Genomic DNA, 26,827 nt, shown 5'->3' on the forward strand with positions numbered 1-26,827 from the left:
GTTATATATTATCCCTATAAGATTGATAGAGTATATTTTCTCATTTTCGCCGCAATCGTAAATTCGCTTTTCACCCTCCCGGGGCTGCGTCTTCCGCCGGGAACGGGGCCTTCGTTGCCGGGTTGCCGTCCCCTCGGTTCTGGGCCATAACTCCCCTCCCACCGATCCGGAGGCCAACCGTCATTGCGAGCGTTGCGGGCCGTGCGTGAACACCGCGCCACGGCAGATTCCCCCCGCGCCCGTGACGACCCCGGCACGGGAAACAACAATGCGGACCGATCAAAAAGGAGAACGCATCATGGGCGCAACGGGACATCCAGGCACAGCATGGCGCAAGCGCGACTACCATCGCCAGTGGCTTTGGCGCGAAGCGAACCGCCTCTTCGATTTCTTCCAGAACCGGGCCTTCAATCCGCTCGGCGGGTTTCATGAACTCGATGCCGAAGGCCGGCCGCTCAACCCCGGAAACCCCGTGCGCGGTATTCATTCCACCGCACGCATGGTGCACTGCTTTGCCATCGGCAGCCTGCTCGGACGTCCCGGCTCCGACGATATCGTCGACCACGGCATGAAATACCTTTGGGAAAAGCACCGGGACGCGGAGCGCGGCGGCTATCACTGGTCGCTCGACAATGCCGGCCTGCTCGATGCCAGCAAGCAGGGTTACGGCCATGCCTTCGTGCTGTTGGCCGCCTCCAGCGCCAAGGTCGCCGGCCATCCGGATGCCGACCGCATGATCGCCGACGTCACCGAGGTTCTGGAAAAGCGTTTCTGGGAAGGCAAGCACGGCGCGATCGCGGAGGAATTCGAGGCGGACTGGACGGCGGTGCCCGGTTATCGCGGCCAGAATTCCAACATGCACCTGACGGAAGCCCTGATGGCCGCCTACGAGGCAACCGGCGAGAAGACCTATCTCGACAAGGCGGAAAGCGTCGCCGACCTCATCATCCGCCGCCGCGCCGGCGAAAACGGCTTCCGCGTGCCGGAACATTTCGACGAGAACTGGGTGCTGGACAAAGAGTACCGCGGCAACGAGATGTTCCGTCCCTCCGGCACCACGCCCGGCCATTGGCTGGAATGGGCGCGCCTCATCCTTCAACTCCACGCCCTCGGCGGCAGGAGACACGACTGGATGCCGGAGGCGGCGAAAGCCCTCTTCGCCCAGTCCATCGCGCTCGGCTGGGACAAGGAGAAGGGCGGCTTCTTCTATACGCTCGACTGGAACGACGAACCGGTCAACCGGAGCAAGCTATGGTGGCCGATGGCCGAGGGCGCGGGCGCGGCGGCATTCCTTTGCGAGCACCTGCCGGGCGACTTCCACGAGACCTGGTACCGGAAAATCTGGGACGCCATCGCGCGCCATTTCCTTGATCAGGACCGCGGCGGCTGGCATGAAGAGCTGACGGAAGATCTTGCGCCGAGCTATACCCTGTTCGCCGGCAAGGGAGACATCTATCATGCGCTCCAGGCCTGCCTGATCCCGCTCTATCCGGCGACGGGCAGCCTGACGAAGGGCATCGCCGAGGCTGGCGGCCGCTAGAGCAATTCCAGCAGAAGTGCGCAGCGGCCTTGCGTCCGGAAATCGCGTAGAAGGGGCCGCCCACCCCTGCTTTACGGCGGCGGGCAGACGGGAGCCGAATGATCGACATACCGGACCAGATCTCGACCGTATGGATCGCCGCCGCCATGGCGGCGTTCCTCGTCAAACACTTCCTGGCGGATTTCGTTTTCCAGACGGACTGGATCGCCATGGGCAAGGAGCAGCGAGAGGGCTGGTTGCTGCCGCTTGCGATCCATGCGGGCCTGCACGGCGCCATTACCGCCCTGCTGTTTCTTCTCGTTGCGCCGCCGCTCGCCTGGCTCGGCCTTGCCGACGCCCTCGTGCACGGTACGATCGACCGGATGAAGGGCGTCATGGCCCGCCGCCAGGCGCTCACTCCAAAGCAGACGGGCTTCTGGTGGCTTCTCGGTGCGGACCAGACGCTGCATCACATGACGCACCTCGCCCTTGCCGTCGTTCTCGCCGCCGCCGGCTCCGCCGGATAGGACGCCGTCGTCAGGCCGCCGCGCTGGTGCGTCCGGCCGGCAGGGCCTCGCGCAACAGCAGGTCCGTCAGGGCGAACTTGTCCGCGAACCAGCGGTCCGCCGCATGCCACATGGCCGGCGTCAGCCGGATGTCGTGGCCACCGCGCGCCGTGGTGGTCAGGAGGCCGGCATCGCGCGCCGCCTCGACGATGCGGCGGACATGGGTGCGCGACACGCCCGTCTGCATGGCAAGCCGCTGGTAGCCGGAACCGATGACGGCATCGCCGCCGTCCCGGCCGCCCCGCAAGAGAAGCAGCAGGATCATATAGCCGCAATCATGGGCGAAGAACGGCGCCAGCGGCAGATGGCGGCGGATAAGCCGGCTGAGGCCCGGCAGATGCGGCAGCGTCGCCCGGCGTATGGCACGGTGCAGATCCGGCTCCAGCGGCCCGCTCCGCCCCTCCATCGGCGAAAGCCCAAGCGCCGACAAACCATCGACGAGAAGACCGAGAATGCCGGCATCGCGCGCCAGAAGGGCCGCGCTCGGAACAAGCAGCCGCACGCGCCGGTCCGATGCATGCGGCTGCTGCGTGAGGAAACCGTATTTGCGCAGACAGGAAACCTGGGCCTCGACCCGGTTGCGGCTCGCCACGCCGAGTTCCGTGACCTCGCGCTGGAGTCGCCCGAGCGTCAGCCAGGTGGAGGATTGCCCCATGTCCTGGCCCGCATGCAGCGAAAGCGCGGCGAGATAACAGAGGAACCGGCCCTCCTCCAGGATAAGCCGGTTGAAGAGGTGGTTGCCCTCATAGAGGGCGAGCTTGCCGGCCACCAGCCGGTCCCGCGCCGCGGCAAAACCCGGCGCATTCAGGAATTCGAACGGCGGCACCTGGAAGACCAGCGCGCTGTCGGCAAAGGAAACCTGATCCATACCTCTTCCTCGATCCGGAACGATGCGCCCGCCGTCGTGTTTGCCGCAGCACCGCGGGCCCGAATGGACCCTTTATTTTCCATGGGGTTGCAGCCCGATGAAACTGTCAATTGTATTAGGAATGCCAATGGTCATTATGAGACAGGAGGCCAAAAGAATGAGACGCCGTGCCAAGCCTGCAAATCCGGCACGACGGCGAATTTCCGGGAACCTTCGCCCGTTCCGCCTCTTGGATAGGCAAGACCGCCCGTTACCGAACCGCCGCGAGAGAGAATGAGCCCCGCCGCCAAGTTGCCCTCCAACTCCGTCCTTGCCGAAGCCGGCGCGCACTGTCGTCGGGAAAGCCAGCTCTTTGCCGAAACGCTCGACCCCGTCTTCCGCACGACCATGACGACGCCGGAGCGGATCGACGATTTCCGTGCAAGCCTCTCCACCTACTTCATGGGCCCTGCCCTGTTCTTCGCCGCCGAAATGCTCGGCACGACCTATCGCTTCGCGCGCGACCCCGGCCGCATCGCCCGCAGCGGCCTCGACCTCATCTTCGTGCAGGTGACGCTCGATGGCTGCGACCGGCGCACGGTCGCCGGCGAGACGGTGTTGGTGGAGGCGGGCGACATCTCCCTCTTCGACCTGTCGCGTCCCATGCAGGCAGAGACGCAGCATTGCCGCAATCTCACGCTCGTGCTGCCGCGCCACCTGCTCTTCGCCAAGGAGGCGCAGAACGACGCCCTGCACGGCCTGCTCCTCAAGCGCTCGACGAGCACGGCCCGGCTGGTCGGCAGCCACCTGCGCGCCCTTTTCACGGACCTCACGGACATCACCCCGGCCGAGGCGCCGGCCATCGTCACCGCCACGGCCAATCTCGTCACCAATCTCGTCGGCCCGCAGGTCGCCGAGCGGAGCCAGCCCTCGCCCACGGTGCGCGGCGCCGTCATCATGGAAATCCGTCGCTACATCGAACAGAACATCGCCCTGCCGGATCTCGGGCCGGACCACCTGTGCAAGATGTTCGGCCTGTCGCGCGCCTCGCTCTACCGGCTGTTCGAGCCGATCGGCGGAGTCACCGACCATATCCGCACCCGGCGCCTGCGCGCAGCCTTCGACATGCTGGCGAACGAGCGCAAGCGCACGGTCGGCGAGATCGCCTATGCCTGCGGCTTCTCCGATACGTCCGCCTTCTCCCGCGCCTTCCGCCACCAGTTCGGCATGAGCCCGAGCGAGGTGCGCGAAATGGGCGACCGCAGCGCGCTGCAGAAGGGCTCCGCGGAAAAGCAGGCGGCCGCCTCCGTGCACGACTGGCTGCGCATCGTCAGTGCGCTGTAGCGCCTCCGGCAGGCATCTTGTCGTTTGACACTTGAAATCACATCAACCAATATGTGATCACATTTCTTGAGGACTTGCTGGAGAACGGGATGGAGAGGGCGAACCTGGAGGCGCGCGCCCGCGCGCTCATCGAGGCGGAGGCAGAGGTTTTTCGCGCGCGGCGGCCGCGTTCGGCGGCGGCACATGACGAGGCGACATCCGGTTTCTTCGACGGCGTGCCGCAGCACTGGATGCTCGACTGGCCGACGCCCTTCCCCCTCGTCGTCGATGAGGCCAGCGGGGCGGAGCTCGTCGATCTCGACGGCAACCGCATCGTCGACGTCTGCCTCGGCGACACCGGCGCCATGTTCGGCCACGGCCCCGCCCCGGTTCTCGAAGCCCTGAAGAATGCCGGCACGCGCGGCCTCACCACCATGCTGCCCTCCTCCGACGCCGCGGCGGTCGGCCGCCTGCTGGTGGAGCGCTTCGGCCTGCCGCGCTGGCAGCTCGGCGCCACCGCCAGCGACGCCAACCGCTTCGCCATCCGCGTCGCCCGCGCCGTCACCGGCCGGGCGAAACTTCTCGTCTTCGACGGCTGCTACCACGGCGCTGTGGACGACACGCTGGTGGATCTCGTCGACGGCAGGACCGTTTCCCGCCGCAACCTGCTCGGCCAGGTGCGCGATCTCGGCGAACTCACCGTCTCGATCCCCTTCAACGACGAGGCGGCGCTGGAAAAGGCGCTCGCCGGACACGACATCGCCTGCGTCCTCGCCGAGCCCGTCATGACGAACTGCGGCATGATCCCGCCCGCTCCCGGCTTCCATGCCGCGCTGCGGCACCTGACGCGCGCGGCCGGCACGCTGCTGCTCATCGACGAGACGCACACCATCTCCACGGGCCTCGGCGGCTACAGCAAGGTGCACGGCCTCGAACCGGACCTCATGGTGATGGGCAAGCCGATCGGCGGCGGCGTGCCGGTCAGCGTCTGGGGCATGACCCAGGCGATCTCCGACAGGCTGCACGTCATCCGCCGCGAGCAGAGCGGCCACGGCCATTCCGGCATCGGCACGACGCTGTCGGGCAGCGCGCTGCAGCTCGCCTGCCTGCGCGCCTGCCTCGAACAGGTGATGACCGAGGAGGCCTATCGCATCATGCAGGAGCGCGCCGACCGCATCGAGGCCGGCTTCAAGGCGGCCATCGCCGCCGCGGGCCTCGACTGGACCGTCGCGCGCGTCGGCGCGCGGCTGGAGGTTGTCTTCTCGCCGGTCCCCGTGCGCAACGCCGCGGAGGCGCGTGCCGCCGCGTCGGACACGATCGAGGCGGCCCTGCATCTTTCCATGCTGAACCTCGGCTACCTCCTGACGCCCTTCCACAACATGGTGCTCGTCAGCCCCGCCCTTTCGGAACGGCAGGCCGACGGTCTCGTCGCGGCCTTCGCGACCGTCACCGGACGCCTTGCGGAACGGAGGGCCGCCGCGTGAGCCGCGACATCGCCACCCGCCCGCCGGAGGCCGCCGACATTTCGGAGGCCGAAGCGTTCCTTGCCGCGCATCCCGAAATCACCGCCTTCGACCTCGTCCTGATCGACCTCAACGGCATCGCGCGCGGCAAGATCATCCGGCGGCACGAGCTGCTGGCGATCTTCCGCTCCGGCCGTCACCTGCCCGGCTCGATCCTCGGCCTCGACGTGACGGGCGAGGACGTGGAGGAAACCGGCCTCGTCTGGTCGGATGGCGATGCGGACCGGCGGGCCTGGCCGGTTGCCGGCTCGCTCGTTCCCCTGCCCTGGACTTCCCCGCCGCGCGGCGAACTGCGCCTCGCCCTCTTCGAGCTCGACGGCACGCCGATGGCGGCCGACCCGCGCCATGCGCTGGCCCGCCAGGTGAGGCATCTGGAGGCAGACGGTTTTCACCCCGTGCTCGCCTACGAGCTGGAATTCTACCTGCTCGACCGCGAGCGCGCGGCCGATGGCACCTTCCAGCCGCTGCGCCTGCCGCTTTCCGGCGAACGGCCGGATGGCATCCAGGTCTATGGCGTCACCGAGCTCGACCGGCTGGAGCCCTTCATCGACGCCGTCTATCGCGGCGCGGAGGCACAGGGCCTGCCCGTCGAGACGATGATCTCGGAATATGCGCAGGGCCAGTTCGAGCTGACGCTGCGCCACGGTGCGGCGCTGCGCGCCGCCGACGACCTTGCCATGCTGAAGCGCCTCCTGCGCGCCCTCGCCGTCCGCCACGGCATGATGGCCTGCTTCATGGCAAAGCCCTTCGCCGGCCGTGCCGGCTCCGGCATGCATGTGCATGCGAGCCTTGCCGATGCCGGGGGCGTCAATCGTTTCGCCGACCAAAGCGAGGCGCTCTCGCCCCTCCTGAAACAGGCCGTCGCCGGCCTGCTGGAAACGATGCACGAATCCATGCTCGTCTTCGCCCCGCATCTCAATTCCTGGCGCCGCTTCTCCGCCCAGAGCTATGCGCCGACGACGCCGACCTGGGGCACCAACAACCGCAGCGTCGCGGTGCGCATTCCGGCCGGCTCCCCCGCCGGGCGCCATCTGGAACAGCGCGCCGCCGGCATCGATTCCAACCCCTATCTCGTCGGCGCCGCCGTGCTTGCCGGCATGCGCAAGGGCATTGTCGACCGGGCCGACCCCGGCCCCGAAACCACGGCCTATGCGGAAAATGCCGGCGACGCGCTGCCGCCGGACTGGCGCAGCGCCATCGAGACGGCCGCCCGCTCCGCCTTCCTGAAGGAGGCGCTCGGCGAGCGGCTGCACCACGTCTTCCTCGCCCTCAAGCGCGCCGAATACCGCCGCTTCGCCGCGGAAGTCACCGCACTCGAACGCACGCTCTATGGTGAAGTCGTCTGATCATGAAAACCTTCTATACCGCCGATCATCACCTGCATCACAGCGGCATGGAACTGTCCTTCGGCCGCATCGTCGAGACCTTCGAGAAGCCGGAGCGTGCCGAAATCGTTCTCAGGCGCGTCAAGGAGGCCGGCCTCGGCCCGGTGATCGAGCCTGCCGCCTACGACCGCGCGGCCATCGAGCGTGTCCACACGCCGGACTATCTCGATTTCCTGCAGAACGTCTTTGCCGAATGGCGCGCCGCCGGCCGCGACGGCGAGGTCTGGCCCTATAGCTGGCGTCACCGCTCGATGCCGATGCTCGACGCCCCGCCGGCCGGCCTCGATGCGCGGCTTTCCTACTATTCCTTCGACATGGCGGGCTCGATCACGGAGACCACCTGGCAGGCCGCCAGGCGCGCCGCCGACACGGCGCTTGCCGGCGCCGATGCCGTGCTGTCCGGCGAACGCGCCGCCTTCGCGCTCTGCCGACCGCCCGGCCACCATGCCGGCCGCGATTTCTTCGGCGGCTACTGCTATCTCAACAATGCCGCCATCGCCGCCCAGCGCTTCCTCGACAACGGCCACGCCCGCGTCGCGATCTTCGACGTCGACTACCACCATGGCAACGGCACGGAGGAGATCTTCTACGATCGCGACGACGTTCTGCTGGCGAGCCTGCACGGCGACCCGGATTTCGAGTTTCCCTTCCATCTCGGCTATGCCCGCGAGCGTGGGGCCGGCAGGGGCGAGGGCTTCAACCTCAACTATCCCCTCCCCGCCGGCACCGGCTGGCTCGAATGGCAGGCCGCCTTCGAGGATGCGCATGCACGGATCGGCGCCTATGCCCCGACCGCCCTCGTCGTCTCGCTCGGCGTCGATGCATTCAAGGAAGACCCGATCTCGCAGTTCAAGCTGGAAAGCGAGCATTTCCTCGCCATCGGCCGCCGCATCGCCGACTTCGCCCTCCCGACACTCTTCGTCATGGAAGGCGGCTACGCGGTGGACGCCCTCGGCATCAACGCGGTGAATGTCCTGCAGGGGTTCGAGGGCGCCTGACAGTCAAAAGGTGTCTGGCCATTCCCGCGCGCCATGCTGCACGAAGAGAACGTCGATTCGGGTTTCCAGCACACGATAGGCGACGATATAGGGTGTCCCCGGCACGACGAGCTCTCGCGTTCCCGCGATCTCGCCGGGCCGCCCGATGAAGGGATTGTCGGTCAGCAGGCGCCGGGTGCGGCTGTGGATAGCCGTTACGGTGCGCGCTGCAGCGGCAGGATTGCGCTCGGCGATGTAGTCGCCTATCGCCTCAAGCTCCCGAAGATAACGGCGGGTCCAGACGACCTTCGCCATCGGCGATCAGCGCGCCGCATATTTGTTGAGGACGAGCGCGATCTCGTCCTCGCTCGCAAAGTCGCCGCGCTCCGCATCGGCAAGCCCTGCCTCGACGCCCTCGATCCATTTTTCCTGCCAGGCAAGCGAGCGACCATGCGCCAGCGCATCCTCGATGATCTGCCCGCGGGTCAAGGACGACCGTGCCGCCAGCGCATCGATGCGGCGATCAAGGTCCTTGGAAATGTCGTCACGCTTGTCCATGCCGCATTCTCGCATGAACCCTGCTGCCCCGCCAGCCCCGCTCAAAGATCGGTGTGCAGGTTCTTCCGCGACAGGTTCTTCACGTCGCGTTCGCCGCAGAGCGCCAGGGTGACGTCGAGTTCCTTGCGGATGATCTCGAGCGCGCGGCGCACGCCCGCCTTGCCGCCGGCACCGAGGCCGTAGAGGAAGGGGCGGCCGATATAGGTGCCCTTGGCGCCGTAGCAGAGCGCCTTGAGGACGTCCTGGCCGGAGCGGATGCCGCCGTCGAGATGAACCTCCATCCTGTCGCCGACGGCATCGACGATGCGCGGCAGCATGCTGATCGAGGAGGCGGCGCCGTCGAGCTGGCGGCCGCCATGGTTGGAGACGATGATGGCGTCGGCGCCGCTGTCGAGCGACATGCGCGCGTCCTCCTCGTCAAGGATGCCCTTGAGGATGAGCTTGCCGCCCCAGCGGTCGCGGATCCATGCGATGTCCTTCCAGGACAGCTGCGGATCGAACTGTTCCGAGGTCCAGGAGGAGAGCGAGGAGAGGTCCGTCACGCCCTTGGCGTGGCCGACGATGTTGCCGAAGGTGCGGCGCTTGGTGCCGAGCATGTCGAGGCACCAGAAGGGCCGTGTCGCCATCTGCCAGACGTGTTTCGGCGTGAAGCGCGGCGGGGCGGAGAGGCCGTTGCGCAGGTCCTTGTGGCGCTGGCCGAGGATCTGCAGGTCGAGCGTCAGCACCAGCGCCGAGCAGCCGGCCGCCTTGGCCCGGTCGATGAGGTTATGGACGAAATCCTTGTCCTGCATCACGTAGAGCTGGAACCAGAAGGGTTTCGACGTGACGGAGCGCACGTCCTCGATCGAGCAGATGCTCATGGTGGACAGCGTGAAGGGCACGCCGGCCTCCTCCGCCGCCTGCGCGGCGAGCATCTCGCCGTCGGCATGCTGCATGCCGGTGAGCCCGGTCGGCGCGAGCGCGACGGGCATCGACACCGGCTCGCCGATCATCTCGCTGGCCAGCGAGCGGTTGGTCATGTCGACGAGCACGCGCTGGCGCAGCTTGACCTTGTGGAAATCGTCCTCGTTGGCCCGGTAGGTGCCCTCGGTCCAGGCGCCGGAATCCGCGTAGTCGAAGAACATCTTCGGCACGCGGCGGCGCGCCCGGTCCTTGAGGTCCGCGATCGTCAGGGCCTGGTCTACGCTCATGCTGTCTGTCCTCGCATCATCCGGCTTTTCGGGGTTGCATCCTTTTACGAGGGGGCGCACAGGCCTGCAACGGCTTCCTGCCGGTTTCGGCAGGAAAGATGCATCCTCATATGAATGAGATATTCAGGAATAAGGAATGGTGCGGCGGCGCTGTCAATGCGCATTTCCTGACCGGCAGCCGGAGCCGCAAGGAAAATCGCCCTACCGGCAGACCGGGAGGGCAATCGCATATGGAATGCAGTCATCGCCCCAGCTCCCTTCTCCCCCGGGGGGAGAAGGTGCCGGCAGGCGGATGAGGGGGAGGTCGAAGGCGTAAAGGATTTGTCCGAGCCACCCCCTCATCCGGCCCTTCGGGCCACCTTCTCCCCGCGGGGGAGAAGGGGTTACGGCATCGTCTTGCCCCACATGCGATTGCCCTGCGGTAGGCCAGGAGGCCGAAAGCTTACTTGGTGGCGTAGAACTTCGCCATGTCGGGCAGGCGCTTGACGCGGATGCCGGAGGCCTTGCCGGCGGTGCGGAAGGCTTCGAAGCGCTCCTTGCAGACGTCCGCCATCAGGGCGGTCGCCGGCTTCAGGTAGTTGCGCGGGTCGAAATTGTCCGGCTTTTCCTTGAAGTTCTTGCGGATCGTGCCGGTCATGGCAAGGCGCAGGTCCGTGTCGATATTGACCTTGCGCACACCGAGCGGGATCGCCTTCTGGATTTCGGCGACCGGCACGCCCCAGGTCTGCTTCATCTCGCCGCCATAGGCGGTGAAGAGATCCTGAAGGTCCTGCGGAACCGAGGAGGAGCCGTGCATGACGAGATGCGTGTTCGGCAGCTTCTTGTTGATCTTCGCGATCGTGTCGATCGACAGAATGTCGCCGTCCGGCGCGCGGGTGAACTTGTAGGCGCCGTGGCTGGTGCCGATGGCGACGGCCAGCGCGTCGACGCCGGTCCTGGAGACGAAGTCGAGCGCCTGGTCCGGGTCGGTCAGCAGTTCCTCGCGGGAAAGCTTGCCCTCGAAGCCGTGGCCGTCTTCCTTGTCGCCGGCGCCCGTTTCCAGGTTGCCGAGACAGCCAAGCTCACCTTCGACCGAAACGCCGGCCGCGTGCGCGATCTTCACGACCTCCGCCGTCACGTCGACATTGTATTCGTAGCTGGCAACGGTCTTGCCATCGGCGAGCAGCGAGCCGTCCATCATGACGGAGGTGAAGCCGTTGGTGATGGCCGAAATGCAGGTGGAGGGTTGGTCGCCGTGGTCGAGATGAAGGCAGACCGGGATATGCGGATATTCCTCGGCCGCACCGAGGATCAGGTGGCGCAGGAAAGCATCGCCCGCATAGGCGCGCGCACCGCGGCTCGCCTGCAGGATCACCGGAGAATCCGTCGCATCCGCCGCGCGCATGACCGCCTGGATATATTCCAGGTTGTTGACGTTGAATGCGGGCAGTGCGTAGTCGTTCTCCGCTGCGTGATCGAGCAGTTGCCGCATGGTGATCAATGCCATTCCTGTCCTCCTTTGGATGCCGGTTTCTCGGGTCGGCGGCACTATTCACAGATCGTTCCGCCATATGCAACAGGCCGGAAAGACCCTATTCCAAGCCAAATCGATTAAATGTGACAGGCGCAACAAGTTTCCCGTGGACATGACGAAAATCCGGCCCGCGCTGGCGGGCCGGATCGAGAAAGGCGTTGCGATTCAAATAAGTAGGACAAATGCCCGGCGACTGGGCAATCGCCGCCGGCATAACCGTCACTCGTCGTCGCTCGGCTCTGGCGCCTGGAAGCTGCCGCGCTCGCCGGAGATGATCTCCCGCTTGCCGACATGGTTGGCGGGGCCGACGAGGCCTTCCTTCTCCATGCGCTCGACGAGGGAGGCGGCGCGGTTGTAGCCGACGGCAAGCCGCCGCTGGATATAGGAGGTCGAGCACTTGCGGTCGCGCATCACGACCTTGACGGCCTTCTCGTAGAGGTCGTCGCCGTCTTCCGCCGCGATATCGCCCTTGTCGAACACCGCGCCGCCGGCCGCCGGCTTCTCGTCCTCTTCTTCCTCTTCCTCGGCCGTCACGGTCTCCAGATATTCCGGGCGCCCCTGGGCCTTCAGGTGCAACACGACCTTTTCGACCTCCTCGTCGGAGACGAAGGGACCATGCACGCGGGAAATGCGCCCGCCGCCGGCCATGTGCAGCATGTCGCCCTGGCCGAGCAGCTGTTCGGCGCCCTGCTCGCCGAGGATGGTGCGGCTGTCGATCTTCGACGTCACCTGGAAGGAAATGCGCGTCGGGAAGTTGGCCTTGATCGTGCCCGTGATGACGTCGACCGAGGGGCGTTGCGTCGCCATGATCAGGTGGATGCCGGCGGCACGCGCCATCTGGGCGAGCCGCTGGATCGCGCCTTCGATCTCCTTGCCGGCGACCATCATCAGGTCGGCCATCTCGTCGACGATGACGACGATATAGGGCATCGGATCGAGGGCGAGCTCCTGCTCCTCGTGGATCGCCTCGCCGGTTCCCTTGTCGAAGCCGGTCTGGACGCTGATCGAGATCGTCTCGCCCTTGTCGCGCGCGGCGGCCACGCGGTTGTTGTAGCCGTCGATGTTGCGCACGCCGAGGCGGGACATCTTCCGGTAACGGTCCTCCATCTCGCGCACCGCCCATTTCAGCGCCATGACGGCCTTCTTGGGATCGGTGACGACGGGGGTCAGCAGATGCGGGATGCCGTCATAGATCGACAGTTCCAGCATCTTGGGGTCGACCATGATCAGGCGGCATTCTTCCGGACGGAAGCGGTAGAGCAGCGACAGGATCATCGTGTTGATGGCGACGGACTTGCCCGAGCCGGTGGTGCCGGCGACGAGCAGGTGCGGCATCTTGGCGAGTTCCGCGATGACGGGTTCGCCGCCGATGGTCTTGCCGAGGCAGATCGGCAACTTGAAGCCGGTCTTGGCGAAATCCTGGCTCTCGATCATCTCGCGGAAATAGACGGTCTCGCGGGTCGCATTCGGCAGTTCGATGCCGATGACGTTGCGGCCGGGTACGACCGCGACGCGAGCAGACAGCGCCGACATGGAGCGGGCGATATCGTCGGCAAGGCCGATGACGCGGGAGGATTTGACGCCGGGCGCAGGCTCGAATTCATAGAGGGTGACGACCGGGCCGGGGCGGACATGGATGATCTCGCCGCGCACGCCGAAATCCTCCAGCACGCTTTCGAGGAGGCCGGCATTCTGCTCCAGCTGTTCCTGGGTCAGCACGTAGCCGACGGTGCCCGGAGGCTCCTGCAGGAGTTCGCGCGGCGGATATTCGTAGGCATCGCCGGCCGGCGTCGCCATCATGACCTGGAACGGCCGGGCGCGCGACAGCACCGAGGACGGGGTTTCGCGCACGGGCTCGACAGCAGCAACCGGGGTGACGGCCGGCGTGACGGCAACCGGGACGGGCTGGACCTCGGCGACGACCGGAACGGGCTCAGCGACCGTCTCGACGACCGCCACGGGCTCCGCCTTCACCTCGGCAACAGGAGCGAGTTCGACCGCCGCAGTCCGGGCAACGGCCGGGCGGCATTCGACGACGCGGAAGAGTGAGGCGATGGAAGGTACTTCCTGACGCACCCCCGGAACCGCGACGGGCTTCGGCACGGCCACGGCGGCCGGTGCGGGAACGGGCGCCGGCATGCGCACCACGGTGACGGCCGGCCTTGCCGGCCGCTCGACCGCATCCTCGTCCGGCACCAGCGTTTCCCAGAAGGCGTGGTCGGAGAGGTTGGCAAAACGGCTGATTGCGGTACGCACGTCGGTCTTCTCGGCTGGCTTTGTGGTGGAAATGGCCGGTTTGGCGACGGGGACGACCGCCGCTGCGGCAACGGGTGCCGGCAGCGGGCCGGCCGGTTTGAACACGACGGCGGCATCGGCAGGCGTTCCGCTCGTGCCCGCATCGACCACGGCCTGCACCAGCGGCGGCACCGGCTCGACAATGGCTGCCGCTGCGGCAGCCTCGGCCTGCTGTGCCTCGGAGCGGCGGCGGCGCTCCTCCAGCGCCTCGCGCAGGCGCTGCAGCAGTTCCGTCTGGGAAAGCTGCGCCATCTCGGCAGGCTGAGCCGCCGGCTGGACGGCCTGCTCGACCGCCGGCTCGGCCTGCTGCATCTCTTCCGCGGCCGCCTCCTCGATCCTGGCGGCGACCTTGTCGGGGGTACGCGTGAAGCGGACATTCGGCGCCATGTAGAAATGGCTCTCCCAGCTTCCGTCGGCATACTGGCCGGGGTCGTAGCTCCGCAGCACCGGCGAGCGGAAACGCGGGCGATAGTCCTCGTCGTTGGCGACCGGCTCACCGGCCGCATGCCAATCTTCGGCCTGCGGGAGGGAATCCGGCAAGGCATTGTTTTCGCGGGAATAATACGGCGCTTGTTCGCCGGCTCCCTCTTCGGTTTCAAGGATGGGGTAGAAGTTTGTTCTGGAAATACGCATGAACCTGCAAACTCGACGATCATTGCCGATAGGGATGCGTAGATGGTTAGGAAATGAAGGTTAACATTGTCTTTGGACGGGACCGAAATCGTGTTCACGATCCCGTTTCATTCCACCCGCTGGCCCTGCGTCCCGAAGAGGTGAAGCCGCTCCTGCGGCAGGTCGACGCGGACCGCCGGGCCGGGATCCAGCATCGCCCGGTCGAGCGTGAAAATTTTAATCGGGACATCGTGGATGCTCACATGCATGATGATGCCGAAGCCCGTCGGCTCGATGAGGTCGACCTTCGCCTCCAGCGCGCCGTGCGCATCGAGCACCACATGCTCGGGGCGGATGCCGAGCGTCGCCGTCGCGCCTGATTCGATGCCGGCCCTTCGCGGGACGGGCAATGTCACCCCGTTCGCCAGCCGCAGCTCCGCCTGGTCGCCTGATACGAGATAGCAGCCCTCGAAGAAGTTCATGCCCGGCGAGCCGATGAAGCCCGCGACGAAGAGATTGGCCGGCCGGTCGTAGAGATCGAGCGGCGTACCGACCTGCTGGACGACGCCGGCATGCATGGCGACGATCCGGTCCGCCAGCGTCATGGCCTCGATCTGGTCGTGGGTGACGTAGATGGAGGTCGCATGAAGATCGCCGTGCAACTTCTTGATTTCGGCGCGCATCTGTTCGCGCAGGCGTGCGTCGAGGTTGGACAGCGGCTCGTCGAAGAGAAAAGCCTTCGGCTGGCGCACGATGGCGCGCCCCATGGCGACACGCTGGCGCTGGCCGCCGGAAAGCGCGCGCGGGCGGCGCTCCAGCAGCGGATCGAGACCGAGTTTCGCAGCGGCCCCGCCGACGGCGCTGGCGATCTTCTCCTTCGCGGTGCGGCGGAGCTTCAGGCTGTAGCTCATGTTGTCGGCGACGCTCATATGCGGGTAGAGCGCGTAGGACTGGAACACCATGGCGATGTCGCGATCCTTCGGGGCAAGGTCGTTGACCCGCCTGCCGTCGATGCGGATGTCGCCGGACGTGACGTCCTCCAGCCCCGCGATCATGCGCAGCAGCGTGGATTTCCCGCAGCCCGAGGGGCCGACCAGCACGATGAACTCGCCGTCGCGGATGGTGAGGTCGACGCCGTGCAGCACGGAAAAGGTGCCGAAGCTCTTGCGGATGTCCTGGATGTCGATGGAAGCCATGGAAGACCCTTTCAGCCTTTGACCGCGCCGGCCGTCAGGCCCTGCACGAGGTAGCGCTGGATGAGGAGGAAGAAGAGGCAGGCCGGAATGAGCGCGAGAATGCCCGCCGCCATCATCTGCCCGAAATCGACCGAGAATTTCGAGACGAAGGTGAGAAGACCGACTGGGAAGGTCGCCGCGTCGTTGCCGGAGATCAGCATCAGCGCGAAGAGCAGCTCGCTCCAGGCGGCGGTGAAGACGAAGCCGAGCGTCGCGGCGATGCCGGGCAGCGTCAGCGGCAGGATGATCTGGCGGAAGGCGACGAACTGCGTCGCCCCGTCGATCATCGCAGCCTCCTCCAGGTCCTTCGGAATGCCGTCGAAGAAGGACTGCATGAGGAAGGTGGCGAAGGGCACGTTGAAGGCGGTGTAGACGATGACGAGGCCGGTCAGGCTGTTGGTGAGGCCGAGCGGCGAGAGCATCTTGAAGATCGGCGCGACCAGCATGACCAGCGGGAACATCTGCGTGACCAGCATCAAGGCGACGATCCAGTACTTCGCCCGGAAACGGAAGCGCGACAGGGCATAGCCGGCGAGCGAGGCGAGGATGGTGACCGCCACGGCCGTCGAGCCGGCGACGATCAGGCTGTTCTTGAAGAAGGTCGGAAAGGCGCTGTGGGCGATGACGAACGTATAGTGCTCGAAGGTGGCGCGCGAGGGCCACATGCGCACGCCCTCGCTGTAGAGCAGGTCGTTCGGCGTCACCGAGACCTTGAGCAGCCAGAACAGCGGAAAGAGCGCGACGACGATATAGGCGAGGATCGCGAGCCGGTGCGCCACGGTGAGGAAAGGCTTGCTTCTCATGGTCTCACCCCTTGTTCAGCAGCGTCTGGCGCAGAAGCACGATCAGCATGGAATAGGCGAGCAGCAGGACCAGCAGCACGAGGGCGATGGCCGAGGCGTAGCCGAAATCGAGGCGCTTGAAGGCCTGCGTGAAGATGTAGCTGGCGACGATCTGCGTGCGGTCGGCCGGCCCGCCATTCGTCATGACGACGATGAGGTCGGCGAAATTCGAGATCCAGACGGTGCGCAGCAGGATGGTGATGGCGATGGTGGGCGCGAGGAACGGCAGGGTGATCGAGAGGAAGCGCTGGACCGGCCCTGCCCCGTCGATGCTGGCCGCCTCGTAGAGATCGCGCGGGATCGCCTGGAGCGCGGCAAGCAGGGTGATGGCGAAGAAGGGAATGCCCCACCAGACATTGGCCGCGATCGGCCCCCACATGGCGAGCTGCGGGTCGGAGAGAATGTTGTTCGGCGCATCGAGAATGCCGAGCGCATGCATCCAGTGCGGCAGCGGGCCGATGACCGGGTTGAACAGCCAGGCCCAGTTGAGGCCGGCAAGGAAGCTCGGCACGGCCCAGGGCAGGAAGACCAGCGCCTGCGCCAGGCCGCGGCCGGCAAAAGGCTTGTCCAGGAGCAGCGCGAGGATGAGGCCGAAGATGAACTGCAGGAAGACCGAGGCGCCCGTCCACCACAGCGTGTTGCGCAGCGCCCGGAAGAAGGCCTGGTCCTCACCCAGCGCGCGAAAATGATCGAGCCCGATGAAGCCGCCGGAAAACGGGTTCAGCAGCTGGATATCGCGGAACGCATAGGAAATGCCGAGCACCAGCGGCACCAGCATGACGGCGATGATGAGGATCAGCGCCGGCGCGCTGTAGAGATAGGGTTCCGATGCGTCGGCAATCCGCTTCCTGAGCGGCCGCACGGCGTACGGATGGGCGGCAAGGGTCATCGTCTCGCTTCCGTTGAAGGTGGCGGGGCGTTCCAAACAGTGTCTCCGGGCGGAGCCTCGTTTCTCCGCCCGGAGCGTTCCTCAGCCTATTTCTTGGCGAGGAACTTTTGCTGGGCCTTGGTCAGGTAGTCCGCCCACTGGTTGGCAAGGTCCTCCGGCGTGATGTCGCCGAGAAGGGCTTCCTGCGAGGTCTTGATGACCAGTGAATCCTTGAAGAAGGCGAACTCCTCCAGATGCGTCGGCATCACGGTCGGCACGGCATCCTTGTCCTCCAGCTCGGCGAACCAGCCCTTGAACTGCTCGCTGGCATAGAACGGGTCCTTCTCCGCGGACGTGTGCACCGGCAGCGCGCCCGTGCGCTTGTTCCACTCGATATTGCCTTCCGGCCCTTCGAGCGTCTCGATCAGCTTCCAGGCGAGGTCCTTGTTGGCGCTGGAGGCGAACATCGACCAGCCGGCGAAACCGATCGTCGGGAAGGTCTTTCCGGCCGGCCCCTTCGGCATGGTCATGATGCCGTAGTCTTCCGCCTTCATGCGCTCGGCAATGGCGATGAGCGCGTCCGGGTCCTGGTCGAGGAAGGCGCAGGTGCCCGAATAGAAGCCGGCGACGATCTCGTTGAAGCCCCAGTTGACGCTGTCCTTCGGGGCGTAACCGTTCTTGTAGAGGTCGATCAGGAAGGTCAGGCCCTTCACCCAGCCTTCGCTGTTGAAGGTGGAGGTGCCGTCCTCGTTGAAGAATTTATTGTCGCCGGCCATGGTGGCGCCGAACATCACCCAGCCGTTGAGCCCGCCCGGGCCGCCGCGCAGGCAATAGCCGTATTTGCCGGGCAGCGCCGAAACCTTCTTGGAGGCCTCGGCGAATTCGTCCAGCGTCTTCGGCGGCTCGGAAACGCCGGCCTCTTCGAGCAGCTTCTTGTTGTAGAACATGGCCCGCAGGTAGAAGCCGTAGGGCAGCATATAGGCCGTGTCGTCGATGTCGCGGCCGAGCTCCAGGGCACGCGCCGTCAGGCCGGACGTATGCTCCCATTTGGAAAGATAGGGCTCCAGGCTCTCCAGCATGCCGTTGTTGGCATAAAGCGACAACCAGGTGTCGGGCATTTCCATCACGTCCGGCACCTCGCCGGCCGAGACCATCGTGGCGAACTTCTGGAAGGCCTCGCCCCAGGGCAGCGAGATGATCTCGACCTTGGCGCCGGGATTTTCCGCCTCGAATTTCCCGACGATGGATTTCAGCGTCTCGGTGCGCTCGGGGCTGGTGATCACCTCGACGAGCTTGAGCGTCGTATCGGCCAAGGCGCTCGACGCCATCAGCGTGGTGATGAGTGCTGCAGTCAAAAGTCTCTTCATGGTCGTTCCCTCTTTTCTGGTTCTGCTTCGAAGTTTGACGTCAGGTTTCGGTCGCGGCCGTTATCGCCGCGTCCAGATCACTCCACAGGGCCTCGGTTCCCTCCAGGCCGACATGGAGACGCACGGACCGCGCATCGATGCCGAAGGCATGCGCGGAATTCGGCTCGGCTTTCTGCTGAAGCACCACCTCGCCCGGCACGATCAGGCTCTCATGCCCGCCCCAGGAGACGCCGAGCTTGAAGAGCGTCAGGCGGTCGGCGAAGGCGCGGATGTCGATGCCCTCGCGAAAGGTGAAGGAGAAGAGGCCCGACGTGCCGGTCAATCCCGGCGGCAGGCGGTTGGCGAGCGCTGGATGGAAGACCTTGTCGACGATGTCGAGCGCCTGCAGGCGCCTGGCGATTTCAAGCGCCGAGGCCTCGTGCGCCTTCATGCGGATCGGCAGGGTGCGCAGGCCCCGCACCAGCAGCCAGGCGTCGAAGGGCGAGAGCTTGCCGCCGAGATAGGGATAGGCCTCCGAGCGGATGCGGCCGACCAGCTCCTTCGAGCCGGCGACGACACCGGCGACGACGTCGCTGTGGCCGCCGAGATATTTCGAGGCCGAATGCAGCACGAGATCGACACCGAGCGTCAGCGGCCGCTGGAAGACGGGGCTTGCCCAGCTGTTGTCGATGACGCTGACGATGCCGTGGCGCCGGGCAAGGGCGGCGAGCGCGCCGACATCGTGCGCCTCCATCACCCAGCTCGTCGGGCTTTCGAGATAGAGCAGCTTGGCGCCCGGCAGGGCTTTTGCCACCGCCTCCTCGTCGCGCCCGTCGACATAGGTCACCTCGATCTTCATGCGCTTGAGATGCGTGCCGAACAGGCGGAAGGCATCCGGATAGCAATGGCGCACGGCGACGATGCGGTCGCCCGGCTCGACGAAGGAAAGCACGGTGGAGGAGATCGCCGCCATGCCGCTCGCAAAGCCCAGCGCGTCCTCGCCGCCTTCCAGCTTCGCCAGCATCTCCTCGAAGGCGCGCACCGTCGGGTTGAGGCCGCGCGTGTAGATCGGCCGCACGATCTCGCCGCGATAGGCGGCCACCATCTCGTCATAGTCCTTGAAGGTGAAGAGCGAGGTCTGCACGATGGGCGGCACCACCGCGTCGAAGGCGTTCGCCTCGTCATGGGCGACGGTGAGGGCGGCAAAGTCGAACGGATCGGCTCCGTTGATCATCGGGACATGTCCTTGATGTCTTCCTCGACGACGGCGAGGATCTTCAGGGTTTCCGCCCGCGCCGCCTCGGGATCGCGGGCGGCGATGGCGTTGAAGAGCGTGCGGTGGAACGGGAAGGAACGGCGGGCGAAGTCCGGCCGGTTGAACGGCTTTTCCCAGAAGCGCTCGAAGGCGCCGCGCATCTGCTCCAGAAGCTGCTTGAACAGCGGATTGTGCGTGGCATCGTAGATGGCGAGGTGGAAGGCGAGGTCTTCCGGCCCGGACGTGCCCTTGGAGAGATGCACCCGCTCCATCTCGTCGAGCTTCGCCTCGATGACGGCGACGTCCTCCGCCGTGCGCCGCCGCGCGGCCACCATGCCGGCCTCGCATTCGATGCCGCGGCGAACCTCCAGCGTCTGGAGCAGCACGTCGCGCAGATGCGCCGCATCGAAGGAGAGCGGCATGTGCACCGTCGCCGTGGTGATCGGCTTCAGGAGATAGGTGCCGCTGCCCTTTCGGCTCTCGATGACGCCGAGCGCTTGGAAATGGCGGATCGCCTCGCGGATCGTCGAGCGGCCGACCGCCAGCGCCGCCATCAGCTCGCGCTCGGCCGGCAGCCGGTCGCCGGCCGCAAGGCTGGCGCGGTCGATATAGGAGGCGAGCGCCTCCGTCACCTGCCGCGCCCGGTCGATGGGCGGCAACGGCTCGATCTGCGGCCTGTCGCTCGGTTCGCCTGGCATGATGCCAATACCCCTGTTTCGCGTCAGCTTCTCAAATTGGTCTGACATCTTAGCATTATGCGGCGAGCCTCGGCTGTCAAGCGCCAATCATCCATGAGCAGCTTCATCGCCCATGAAAAACGGGCCGATCAAAGATCGGCCCGTCCGGGAATGACGATGGAATGGAAAGCCTCGCCGCTATTCGCCCGCGGCGGGCTGCCCCTCGGCCTCCCGCTCGAGCGGCGCCTCGGCCGGCACCTCCGGATTGCCCTCCGCCCGGTCGCGGTGCAGGGCGGCGCGGGCGAGCAGCATCAGCGTGACGGGCGTCGTCACCGTCACGAAGATGCCGATCAGGATCTCGTGCACGACGGGACGGGTGGCGAGCACGGTGAAGAAAATCATCGAGGCCATGACGATGCCGCCCGTGCCCCAGCTCGTGCCGAGCGTCGGTGCGTGGATGCGCTCGTAGAAGGTCGGCAGGCGGGCAAAGCCGATCGTGCCGGTGAGCGTCAGGCCGGCGCCGACGACGAGGAAGAAGGAGACGGCCAGCGCCGCCCAGGCCGGCAGGTCGCCCGCATGTTCGATCACGTTCATTCGATCACCTCCCCGCGCATCAGGAACTTGGCAAGGGCGACGGTCGCCACGAAGCCGAGCATGCCGATGACGAGCGAAGCCTCGAAATAGATGACCTTGCCGGTGCGCATGCCGAAGACCATGAGCAGCAGCATGGAGTTCACATAGAGCGTATCGAGCGCCAGCACGCGGTCCTGCGCGCGCGGGCCGCGGAACATGCGCAGCGCCGCAAGCGCCATGGCGATGGCGAGGAACACCTGCGCGATGGTGACCGACCAGGCGAGGATCGTGTGGCTCATTTGAAGATCTCCATCAGCAGCGCCTCGTAGCGGGTCTTGATCAGCGCCTGCCACTCCGCCTCGTCGACGAGGTCGAGGACGTGGATCAGCACCGTCTTGCTGAGCGAATTGTATTCCAGCCAGGCCGTGCCGGGCGTGCTCGTTATGACGACGGCAAGCACCGCCAGCGCCGTCGGGTTTTCAAGCTCGATCGGCACGGTGATGAAGCCGGACTTGTGCTTGCGCCGGCCGCCGGTCAGCAGGATCGAGGCGACGGCAAGGTTCGAGCGCAGGATATCGTAGAGCACGATGCCGACGAGCTTCGGAAGCAGATACCATTTCGGCAGGCGCGGCTTTACGGGGCGAAGCGCCGCCATGCCCCAGGAGGCGAAGACCGACACGATGCAGCCGAGGATGAGGTGGCCGGGCGTGAAGCCGTTGAGGGCGAGCCACATGATGACGAGCGAGGCGCTGAGCAACGGATAGGGCAGCATGTCAGATCCCTCCCCCGCCGTCCGGTCCGCTGGGTTCGGCAACCCCTGCGCGGCGTGCATTGATCACGGCGTCGATATAGACGGCCGGCTGCTGCAGATTGCGGATGGTCTCCTCCATATAGCCCATCGCCGGACCGGCCTTGATGGTGAGCGCCAGCGTCAGCGCGATCAAAAGCATGACCGGCGCCATCTCCATGACGAGGACGCGCGGCACGGTGCCCTCCATCGAGGCCCAGAAGGTGCGGATGCCGGCGCGGGTCATCGAGATCAGCGCCGCCAGCCCCGACAGGATGAGCAGGCCGACGATCCACCACGCGGACGCGGCGATCGGCGCTTCGCTGTTCGCACCCGTTCCGATCATGCCCGACAGCATGGCGAATTTCGCGACGAAGCCCGAGAGCGGCGGCAGGCCGGAGAGCAGGATGCCGCAGGCGGCAAAGCAGATGCCGAGCACGGCGATCGTGCCGGGCATGGTGACGCCGACCTCGACCTCCTCGTCTTCCTCGTCCGCATCGCCGTAAGCCTCCATGGTCACGGCGAGAACCGAGGCGCCCGCATCCTGCCCGCGCTCGACGAGTTCGATCAGCATGAAGAAGGCGGCGATCGTCAGCGTGGAACTGACCATGTAGAACAGCGCGCCGGCCGTCACCTGGCCGTTGCTGAAGCCGAGGACGGCCAGCAGCGTGCCGGAGGAGACGAGCACGGAATAGCTCGCCAGCCGCCCGAGCGCCTGCGAGGCGAGAACCCCGATCGTGCCGAAGGCGATGGTCGCCATGCCGCCGTAGAGCAGCACGTTGAGGCCGAGGCCAGCCGAATCCCCCTGCCCGAAGACGAGCAGCGAGAGCCGGAGGATGACATAGATGCCGACCTTGCTCATGATGGCGAAGATGCCGGCGACGGGCGCCGTCGCGGCGCTGTAGGCGCCCGGCAGCCAGAAGTTCAGCGGCCACATGCCGGCCTTGATGAGGAAGACGATGCCGAGGATGCCGGCGCCGGCCTCCAGCAGCATGCGCCGCTCGCCCTCGATCTCGCCGATGCGCACGGCAAGGTCCGCCATGTTGAGCGTGCCGGCCGAGCCGTAGATGGCGCTGACGCCGATCAGGAAGCAGAGCGCGGCGGCAAGGTTGACGGCGATATAGTGCATGCCGGCCTTGACGCGCATGGAGCCGGAGCCGTGCATCAGGAGGCCGTAGGACGCGGCGAGCATCACCTCGAAGAAGACGAAGAGGTTGAAGAGATCCCCCGTCAGGAAGGCGCCGTTGAGGCCCATCAGCAGGAACTGGAACAGCGAATGGAAATGCGCACCCGCCGCATGCCAGCGGGCAAGCGCGAAGACCAGCGCCGGGATGGCGAGGATCGAGGCGAGGACGAGCATCAGCGCCGAGAGCCGGTCGACGACGAGCACGATGCCGAAGGGCGCCGGCCAGTTGCCGAGCAGGTAGACACCCTCGAAACTGTCCGGGCCGTTGTTCGCCAGGCGGAACAGGCTGATGGCGATCGCGGCGAGCGCAAGGCACGACACGACGCTGATCATCGCCTTCAGGACGCGGTCGCGCTCGTCGAAGAACAGGAGGAGCGCGCCCGCGACGAGCGGGATGAGGATGGGCGCGATGATGAGGTGTTGCTGCCAGCCGCTCATTTCGGCTGCTCCCTGCCGTCGACATGGTCCGTGCCGGTGAGGCCGCGGGCGGCGAGCAGCACCACGAGGAAGAGCGCCGTCGTGGCAAAGCCGATGACGATGGCGGTGAGCACCAGGGCATGCGGCACCGGATCGGTCATCGTCGAGATGTCGACGCCCTCCTCCAGCAGCGGCGCAGCATTGGATTTCACCCCGCCGACGGCGAAGATGAAGAGGTTCACCGCATAGGACAGCAGCGAGAGGCCGATGATGACCTGGTAGGTGCGCGGGCGCAGGATGAGCCAGACGCCCGAGCCCGTCATGATGCCGATACCGATCGAAAGAACGAGTTCCATCAGGCCTCCTCCGCCTTGGGGGCTTCGAGATTGCGAACCCGATGCATGCGTATGGACTGGTGCGCGAGCGCGATGAGGATCAGCACCGTCGCGCCGACGACGAGCGAGAAGACCCCGAGGTCGAAGAACAGCGCGGTCGCCGCCGGCACCTTGCCGATGAAGGGTATCTCGACATATTGCGAATAGCTCGTCAGGAACGGATAGCCGAACGCCCACGCGCCCATGCCGGTGATCGCGGCCAGCAGCAGGCCGACGCCCATCCAGCGCAGCGGCAGGATGCGCAGCCTGTCCTCCGACCAGCGCACGCCGCCGCCCAGATATTGCAGCAGGAAGGCGATCGCCATGGTGACCCCGCCGGCAAAACCGCCGCCCGGCAGGTCATGGCCGCGCAGGAAGAGATAGATGGCGAAGGTGATGATGACCGGGAACATCCACTGCATGATGACCGAAGGCACCAGCAGGTAGTCGCGCACCGTGTCGCCCGCCGAGCGCTCGGGGCGTTCGGCGTCATAGGCGGCCTGGATAAGCTGCTGCTCCGGCTTCTCGATGCTGTCCGGCGCGGGCCGGAAACGGCGCAGGAGCGCGAAGACCGTCAGCGCCACGATGGCCAGAACCGCGATCTCGCCCATCGTGTCGAAGCCGCGGAAATCGACGAGGATGACGTTGACGACGTTTCGCCCTCCCCCTTCGGTATAGGCCTTTTCGAGGAAGTAGCTGGCAATGGCGTCCGGCACCGGCTGGTTCATGATCGCGTAGGAGAAGACGAACATGCCGAAGCCGCAGGAGACCGCGAGCAGGAAGTCGCGGAAGCGGCGGCTGCGGGCCGACAGGGTGACGGAGTTGTCGACCTTCTCCGAGCGCTTGGGCAGCCAGCGCAGGCCGAGCAGCAGCAGGACCGTCGTGACGATTTCCACGACGAGCTGCGTGATGGCAAGGTCTGGCGCGGAGAGCCAGACGAAGGTGATGCAGGTCGTGATGCCCGCGCCGCCGAGCAGGACGAGCGCGGCAAGGCGATGATATTTCGCCTGATAGGCCGCACCCAGCGCGCAGAAGGCGCCGATGCTCCAGATGGCGGCGAAGATGGGATCGATGTCACCGAAGACCAGCGGCGTCGGCGCAAAGCCCGCCATGTAGAGCGGCACAACGCCCGCCAGCAAGCCGGCCGCCGCGACGAGGCGCAGCTGCGGCTGGAGATTGCGGGTGCTGAGGCGGCTCTCAAGCCAGCGCGCCCATTTCCAGGAGACCGTGACGAGCACGCGCTCGAAGATGCGCTGGCCGCCGAGATGGCGGAAGAGCGGCGGGCCGTCGTCGCATCTGGCAAGATAGTCCTTCAGCACCGCGTAGAGCGCGGCGCCGCCGATGAGCGCGATCATGCTCATGATGAGCGGGGTGTTGATGCCGTGCCAGACGGCGAGGCTGTATTCCGGCGTGCGCGTGCCGAGCACCGAGACGACGGCCGAATGCAGGAACGGGCCGATCGAGAGCGACGGGATGATGCCGACGACGAGGCAGGCGAGCACCAGGAACTCGATGGGGAAGCGCATCCAGTGCGGCGGCTCGTGCGGCTTGGGCTTCGGCAGGTCGGTCGGCTCGGGGCCGAAGAAGACCATGTGGATGAAGCGGAGCGAATAGGCGACCGAGAAGGCGCCGGCAAGCGTGGCGACATAGGGCAGCATGCGGTCGAGCACGGAATCGGCATGCGTCTCCACCGCCTCGGCGAAGAACATTTCCTTGGAGATGAAGCCGTTGAGCAGCGGCACGCCGGCCATCGCCGCGCTCGCCACCATGGCGAGCGTGCCCGTTATCGGCAGGTATTTGAAGAGCCCGCTCAATCGTCGCATGTCGCGCGTGCCGGTCTCGTGGTCGATGATGCCGGCGGCCATGAAGAGCGAGGCCTTGAAGGTGGCGTGGTTCATCATGTGGAAGATCGCCGCGACGGCCGCAACCGGGCTGCCGAGGCTGAGCAGCGTGGTGATGAGACCGAGATGGCTGATCGTCGAATAGGCGAGCAGCCCCTTCAGGTCCTGCTGGAACATCGCGAAATAGGCGCCGAGGATCAGCGTGCTGACACCGGCGATGCCGACTAGCATGAACCATTCATAGGTGCCCGACAGCGCCGGCCAGAGCCGCACGAGCAGGAAGACGCCCGCCTTCACCATGGTCGCCGAATGCAGATAGGCCGAGACCGGCGTCGGCGCGGCCATGGCATTGGGCAGCCAGAAGTGGAACGGCACCTGCGCGCTCTTCGTCAGCGCGCCGATGAGGATCAGTACGAGCGCCGTCAGGTAGAGCGGATGCGCCTTGATCTGATCACCGGACGAAAGCACGACGTCGAGATCGTAGCTGCCGACGATATGGCCGAGCACGAGGAGGCCGGCGAGCAGACAGAAGCCGCCGATGCCGGTGATCGTCAGCGCCATGCGCGCACCGTCGCGGGCGGCGGCATTGTTGTGCCAGTAGCTGATCAGAAGGAAGGAGAAGATGCTGGTCAGCTCCCAGAACACCGAGAGCAGGATGATGTTGCCCGACAGCACGATGCCGAGCATCGAGCCCATGAAGGCGAGCAGGAAGGAGAAGAAGCGCGGGACCGGATCCTCCTCCGACATGTAGTAGCGCGCATAGAGCACGATGAGGCAGCCGATGCCGGTGATGAGCATCGCAAAGAGCCAGGCGAAGCCATCCATTCTAAGCGTGACGTTGAGCCCGAGCTGCGGCAGCCATTCGAGATCGAGCCGGACCCTGCCGCCGTCGCGCACCGCGGGATAGAGCGCGGCCGTCAGCGCCAGGCTGACAAAGGCCACGGTACCGGACATGCGCGCGGCAAGGACCCTCGAATCGGTCCGCAGCAGAATGGTCGCCGCAAGGCTTCCCGCGAAGGGAAGGCAGACCAGCAGGACCAGAGTCATTTCACCTGTCATCGTTTGATCGATCGCTTTCGAACGTCAGAGCTTCTCATGCGCCGGCACGCCGGCGATAT

At 66.0% G+C, this 26,827-nt stretch carries 24 protein-coding genes; 6 read left to right on the top strand and 18 right to left on the bottom strand.

Going from position 1 to position 26,827, the window contains the following annotated elements; all coding sequences use genetic code 11:
- Window positions 1–298 precede the first annotated feature (298 nt).
- Complete coding sequence (locus AABQ55_RS25315; protein ID WP_272808062.1) at window positions 299–1,540, top strand: AGE family epimerase/isomerase; 1,242 nt, start codon at window positions 299–301, stop codon at window positions 1,538–1,540.
- A gap of 98 nt (window positions 1,541–1,638) precedes the next feature.
- Entirely contained in the window at window positions 1,639–2,046 is a 408-nt protein-coding gene (locus tag AABQ55_RS25320; RefSeq protein WP_272808061.1) for a DUF3307 domain-containing protein, read from the top strand.
- Between the two features lie 10 nt (window positions 2,047–2,056).
- On the opposite strand, the gene AABQ55_RS25325 is transcribed toward AABQ55_RS25320, so the two are convergent.
- Complete coding sequence (locus AABQ55_RS25325) at window positions 2,057–2,953, bottom strand: hypothetical protein (protein ID WP_272808060.1); 897 nt, start codon at window positions 2,951–2,953, stop codon at window positions 2,057–2,059.
- 273 nt (window positions 2,954–3,226) lie between these two features.
- Between AABQ55_RS25325 and AABQ55_RS25330 the strand changes: the two genes are divergently transcribed.
- The 4 genes from AABQ55_RS25330 (at window position 3,227) to AABQ55_RS25345 (ending at window position 8,161) form a co-directional block, all read left to right on the top strand.
- The gene (locus AABQ55_RS25330) at window positions 3,227–4,276 is read left to right on the top strand and encodes a helix-turn-helix domain-containing protein (RefSeq protein WP_272808059.1); all 1,050 of its coding nucleotides are present in this window, start codon (window positions 3,227–3,229) and stop codon (window positions 4,274–4,276) included.
- An 89-nt stretch (window positions 4,277–4,365) separates the two neighbouring features.
- A complete protein-coding gene (locus AABQ55_RS25335) occupies window positions 4,366–5,739 on the top strand; it encodes a transaminase (RefSeq protein ID WP_272808058.1) in 1,374 nt (457 codons plus the stop codon).
- Window positions 5,740–5,747: 8 nt separating this feature from the next.
- Entirely contained in the window at window positions 5,748–7,124 is a 1,377-nt protein-coding gene (locus AABQ55_RS25340) for a glutamine synthetase family protein (RefSeq protein WP_338341923.1), read from the top strand.
- A 2-nt stretch (window positions 7,125–7,126) separates the two neighbouring features.
- On the top strand, window positions 7,127–8,161 hold the full coding sequence (locus AABQ55_RS25345; protein ID WP_272808056.1) for a histone deacetylase family protein: 1,035 nt from the start codon (window positions 7,127–7,129) through the stop codon (window positions 8,159–8,161).
- Window positions 8,162–8,164: 3 nt separating this feature from the next.
- Here AABQ55_RS25345 and AABQ55_RS25350 read toward each other — a convergent pair whose 3' ends face one another.
- The 17 genes from AABQ55_RS25350 to AABQ55_RS25430 all read right to left on the bottom strand — a co-directional run bounded on the left by AABQ55_RS25350 (window position 8,165) and on the right by AABQ55_RS25430 (window position 26,768).
- Window positions 8,165–8,455, bottom strand: a complete 291-nt coding sequence (locus AABQ55_RS25350) for a type II toxin-antitoxin system RelE/ParE family toxin (protein ID WP_272808055.1) — start codon at window positions 8,453–8,455, stop codon at window positions 8,165–8,167.
- 6 nt (window positions 8,456–8,461) lie between these two features.
- Window positions 8,462–8,698, bottom strand: coding sequence for a CopG family ribbon-helix-helix protein (locus tag AABQ55_RS25355; RefSeq protein ID WP_064333185.1), 237 nt, complete (start codon window positions 8,696–8,698; stop codon window positions 8,462–8,464).
- Window positions 8,699–8,739: 41 nt separating this feature from the next.
- Window positions 8,740–9,888 (bottom strand): alpha-hydroxy acid oxidase, encoded by a 1,149-nt coding sequence (locus AABQ55_RS25360; RefSeq protein ID WP_244766059.1) that lies wholly within the window; start codon window positions 9,886–9,888, stop codon window positions 8,740–8,742.
- Window positions 9,889–10,330: 442 nt separating this feature from the next.
- The gene (fba, locus tag AABQ55_RS25365; protein WP_272808054.1) at window positions 10,331–11,374 is read right to left on the bottom strand and encodes a class II fructose-bisphosphate aldolase; all 1,044 of its coding nucleotides are present in this window, start codon (window positions 11,372–11,374) and stop codon (window positions 10,331–10,333) included.
- Between the two features lie 246 nt (window positions 11,375–11,620).
- A complete protein-coding gene (locus AABQ55_RS25370; RefSeq protein WP_272808053.1) occupies window positions 11,621–14,329 on the bottom strand; it encodes a DNA translocase FtsK in 2,709 nt (902 codons plus the stop codon).
- 107 nt (window positions 14,330–14,436) lie between these two features.
- Window positions 14,437–15,504, bottom strand: a complete 1,068-nt coding sequence (locus tag AABQ55_RS25375) for an ABC transporter ATP-binding protein (protein WP_272808052.1) — start codon at window positions 15,502–15,504, stop codon at window positions 14,437–14,439.
- Between the two features lie 11 nt (window positions 15,505–15,515).
- Complete coding sequence (locus AABQ55_RS25380; protein ID WP_272808051.1) at window positions 15,516–16,346, bottom strand: carbohydrate ABC transporter permease; 831 nt, start codon at window positions 16,344–16,346, stop codon at window positions 15,516–15,518.
- A 4-nt stretch (window positions 16,347–16,350) separates the two neighbouring features.
- Window positions 16,351–17,274, bottom strand: a complete 924-nt coding sequence (locus tag AABQ55_RS25385; RefSeq protein WP_272808155.1) for a carbohydrate ABC transporter permease — start codon at window positions 17,272–17,274, stop codon at window positions 16,351–16,353.
- Window positions 17,275–17,360: 86 nt separating this feature from the next.
- Complete coding sequence (locus tag AABQ55_RS25390) at window positions 17,361–18,620, bottom strand: ABC transporter substrate-binding protein (RefSeq protein ID WP_272808050.1); 1,260 nt, start codon at window positions 18,618–18,620, stop codon at window positions 17,361–17,363.
- A gap of 40 nt (window positions 18,621–18,660) precedes the next feature.
- On the bottom strand, window positions 18,661–19,833 hold the full coding sequence (locus tag AABQ55_RS25395; RefSeq protein ID WP_244766053.1) for a PLP-dependent transferase: 1,173 nt from the start codon (window positions 19,831–19,833) through the stop codon (window positions 18,661–18,663).
- Window positions 19,830–20,552, bottom strand: coding sequence for a FadR/GntR family transcriptional regulator (locus AABQ55_RS25400; protein ID WP_244766052.1), 723 nt, complete (start codon window positions 20,550–20,552; stop codon window positions 19,830–19,832). The genes AABQ55_RS25395 and AABQ55_RS25400 overlap by 4 nt, the downstream gene beginning before the upstream one ends.
- A gap of 177 nt (window positions 20,553–20,729) precedes the next feature.
- Entirely contained in the window at window positions 20,730–21,125 is a 396-nt protein-coding gene (gene mnhG, locus AABQ55_RS25405) for a monovalent cation/H(+) antiporter subunit G (RefSeq protein WP_272808049.1), read from the bottom strand.
- Window positions 21,122–21,403, bottom strand: coding sequence for a K+/H+ antiporter subunit F (locus AABQ55_RS25410; RefSeq protein WP_244766050.1), 282 nt, complete (start codon window positions 21,401–21,403; stop codon window positions 21,122–21,124). Before AABQ55_RS25410 ends, mnhG begins: the two co-directional genes overlap by 4 nt.
- On the bottom strand, window positions 21,400–21,876 hold the full coding sequence (locus AABQ55_RS25415) for a Na+/H+ antiporter subunit E (RefSeq protein ID WP_272808048.1): 477 nt from the start codon (window positions 21,874–21,876) through the stop codon (window positions 21,400–21,402). Before AABQ55_RS25415 ends, AABQ55_RS25410 begins: the two co-directional genes overlap by 4 nt.
- A 1-nt stretch (window position 21,877) precedes the next feature.
- A complete protein-coding gene (locus tag AABQ55_RS25420; RefSeq protein WP_272808047.1) occupies window positions 21,878–23,515 on the bottom strand; it encodes a monovalent cation/H+ antiporter subunit D in 1,638 nt (545 codons plus the stop codon).
- A complete protein-coding gene (locus AABQ55_RS25425; protein WP_244766047.1) occupies window positions 23,512–23,850 on the bottom strand; it encodes a Na+/H+ antiporter subunit C in 339 nt (112 codons plus the stop codon). The genes AABQ55_RS25420 and AABQ55_RS25425 overlap by 4 nt, the downstream gene beginning before the upstream one ends.
- Entirely contained in the window at window positions 23,850–26,768 is a 2,919-nt protein-coding gene (locus AABQ55_RS25430) for a monovalent cation/H+ antiporter subunit A (RefSeq protein ID WP_272808046.1), read from the bottom strand. Before AABQ55_RS25430 ends, AABQ55_RS25425 begins: the two co-directional genes overlap by 1 nt.
- Between the last annotated feature and the right edge of the window lie 59 nt (window positions 26,769–26,827).

This window comes from Shinella sp. WSD5-1, from assembly GCF_963942435.1.
Classification (GTDB): Bacteria; Pseudomonadota; Alphaproteobacteria; order Rhizobiales; family Rhizobiaceae; genus Shinella; species Shinella yambaruensis.

Excerpts from the sequence above, each read along its gene's own strand:
- AABQ55_RS25345 (WP_272808056.1), top strand. The coding sequence starts at position 7,127 with ATGAAAACCTTCTATACCGCCGATCATCACCTGCATCACAGCGGCATG.
- AABQ55_RS25415 (WP_272808048.1), bottom strand. The coding sequence starts at position 21,876 with ATGCTGCCCTATCCGTTGCTCAGCGCCTCGCTCGTCATCATGTGGCTC.
- AABQ55_RS25315 (WP_272808062.1), top strand. The coding sequence starts at position 299 with ATGGGCGCAACGGGACATCCAGGCACAGCATGGCGCAAGCGCGACTAC.
- AABQ55_RS25360 (WP_244766059.1), bottom strand. The coding sequence starts at position 9,888 with ATGAGCGTAGACCAGGCCCTGACGATCGCGGACCTCAAGGACCGGGCG.
- AABQ55_RS25385 (WP_272808155.1), bottom strand. The coding sequence starts at position 17,274 with ATGACCCTTGCCGCCCATCCGTACGCCGTGCGGCCGCTCAGGAAGCGG.
- AABQ55_RS25370 (WP_272808053.1), bottom strand. The coding sequence starts at position 14,329 with ATGCGTATTTCCAGAACAAACTTCTACCCCATCCTTGAAACCGAAGAG.
- AABQ55_RS25390 (WP_272808050.1), bottom strand. The coding sequence starts at position 18,620 with ATGAAGAGACTTTTGACTGCAGCACTCATCACCACGCTGATGGCGTCG.
- AABQ55_RS25400 (WP_244766052.1), bottom strand. The coding sequence starts at position 20,552 with ATGCCAGGCGAACCGAGCGACAGGCCGCAGATCGAGCCGTTGCCGCCC.
- AABQ55_RS25410 (WP_244766050.1), bottom strand. The coding sequence starts at position 21,403 with ATGAGCCACACGATCCTCGCCTGGTCGGTCACCATCGCGCAGGTGTTC.
- AABQ55_RS25425 (WP_244766047.1), bottom strand. The coding sequence starts at position 23,850 with ATGGAACTCGTTCTTTCGATCGGTATCGGCATCATGACGGGCTCGGGC.
- fba (WP_272808054.1), bottom strand. The coding sequence starts at position 11,374 with ATGGCATTGATCACCATGCGGCAACTGCTCGATCACGCAGCGGAGAAC.
- AABQ55_RS25395 (WP_244766053.1), bottom strand. The coding sequence starts at position 19,833 with ATGATCAACGGAGCCGATCCGTTCGACTTTGCCGCCCTCACCGTCGCC.
- mnhG (WP_272808049.1), bottom strand. The coding sequence starts at position 21,125 with ATGAACGTGATCGAACATGCGGGCGACCTGCCGGCCTGGGCGGCGCTG.
- AABQ55_RS25330 (WP_272808059.1), top strand. The coding sequence starts at position 3,227 with ATGAGCCCCGCCGCCAAGTTGCCCTCCAACTCCGTCCTTGCCGAAGCC.
- AABQ55_RS25430 (WP_272808046.1), bottom strand. The coding sequence starts at position 26,768 with ATGACAGGTGAAATGACTCTGGTCCTGCTGGTCTGCCTTCCCTTCGCG.
- AABQ55_RS25320 (WP_272808061.1), top strand. The coding sequence starts at position 1,639 with ATGATCGACATACCGGACCAGATCTCGACCGTATGGATCGCCGCCGCC.
- AABQ55_RS25355 (WP_064333185.1), bottom strand. The coding sequence starts at position 8,698 with ATGGACAAGCGTGACGACATTTCCAAGGACCTTGATCGCCGCATCGAT.
- AABQ55_RS25420 (WP_272808047.1), bottom strand. The coding sequence starts at position 23,515 with ATGAGCGGCTGGCAGCAACACCTCATCATCGCGCCCATCCTCATCCCG.
- AABQ55_RS25335 (WP_272808058.1), top strand. The coding sequence starts at position 4,366 with ATGGAGAGGGCGAACCTGGAGGCGCGCGCCCGCGCGCTCATCGAGGCG.
- AABQ55_RS25375 (WP_272808052.1), bottom strand. The coding sequence starts at position 15,504 with ATGGCTTCCATCGACATCCAGGACATCCGCAAGAGCTTCGGCACCTTT.
- AABQ55_RS25380 (WP_272808051.1), bottom strand. The coding sequence starts at position 16,346 with ATGAGAAGCAAGCCTTTCCTCACCGTGGCGCACCGGCTCGCGATCCTC.
- AABQ55_RS25325 (WP_272808060.1), bottom strand. The coding sequence starts at position 2,953 with ATGGATCAGGTTTCCTTTGCCGACAGCGCGCTGGTCTTCCAGGTGCCG.
- AABQ55_RS25350 (WP_272808055.1), bottom strand. The coding sequence starts at position 8,455 with ATGGCGAAGGTCGTCTGGACCCGCCGTTATCTTCGGGAGCTTGAGGCG.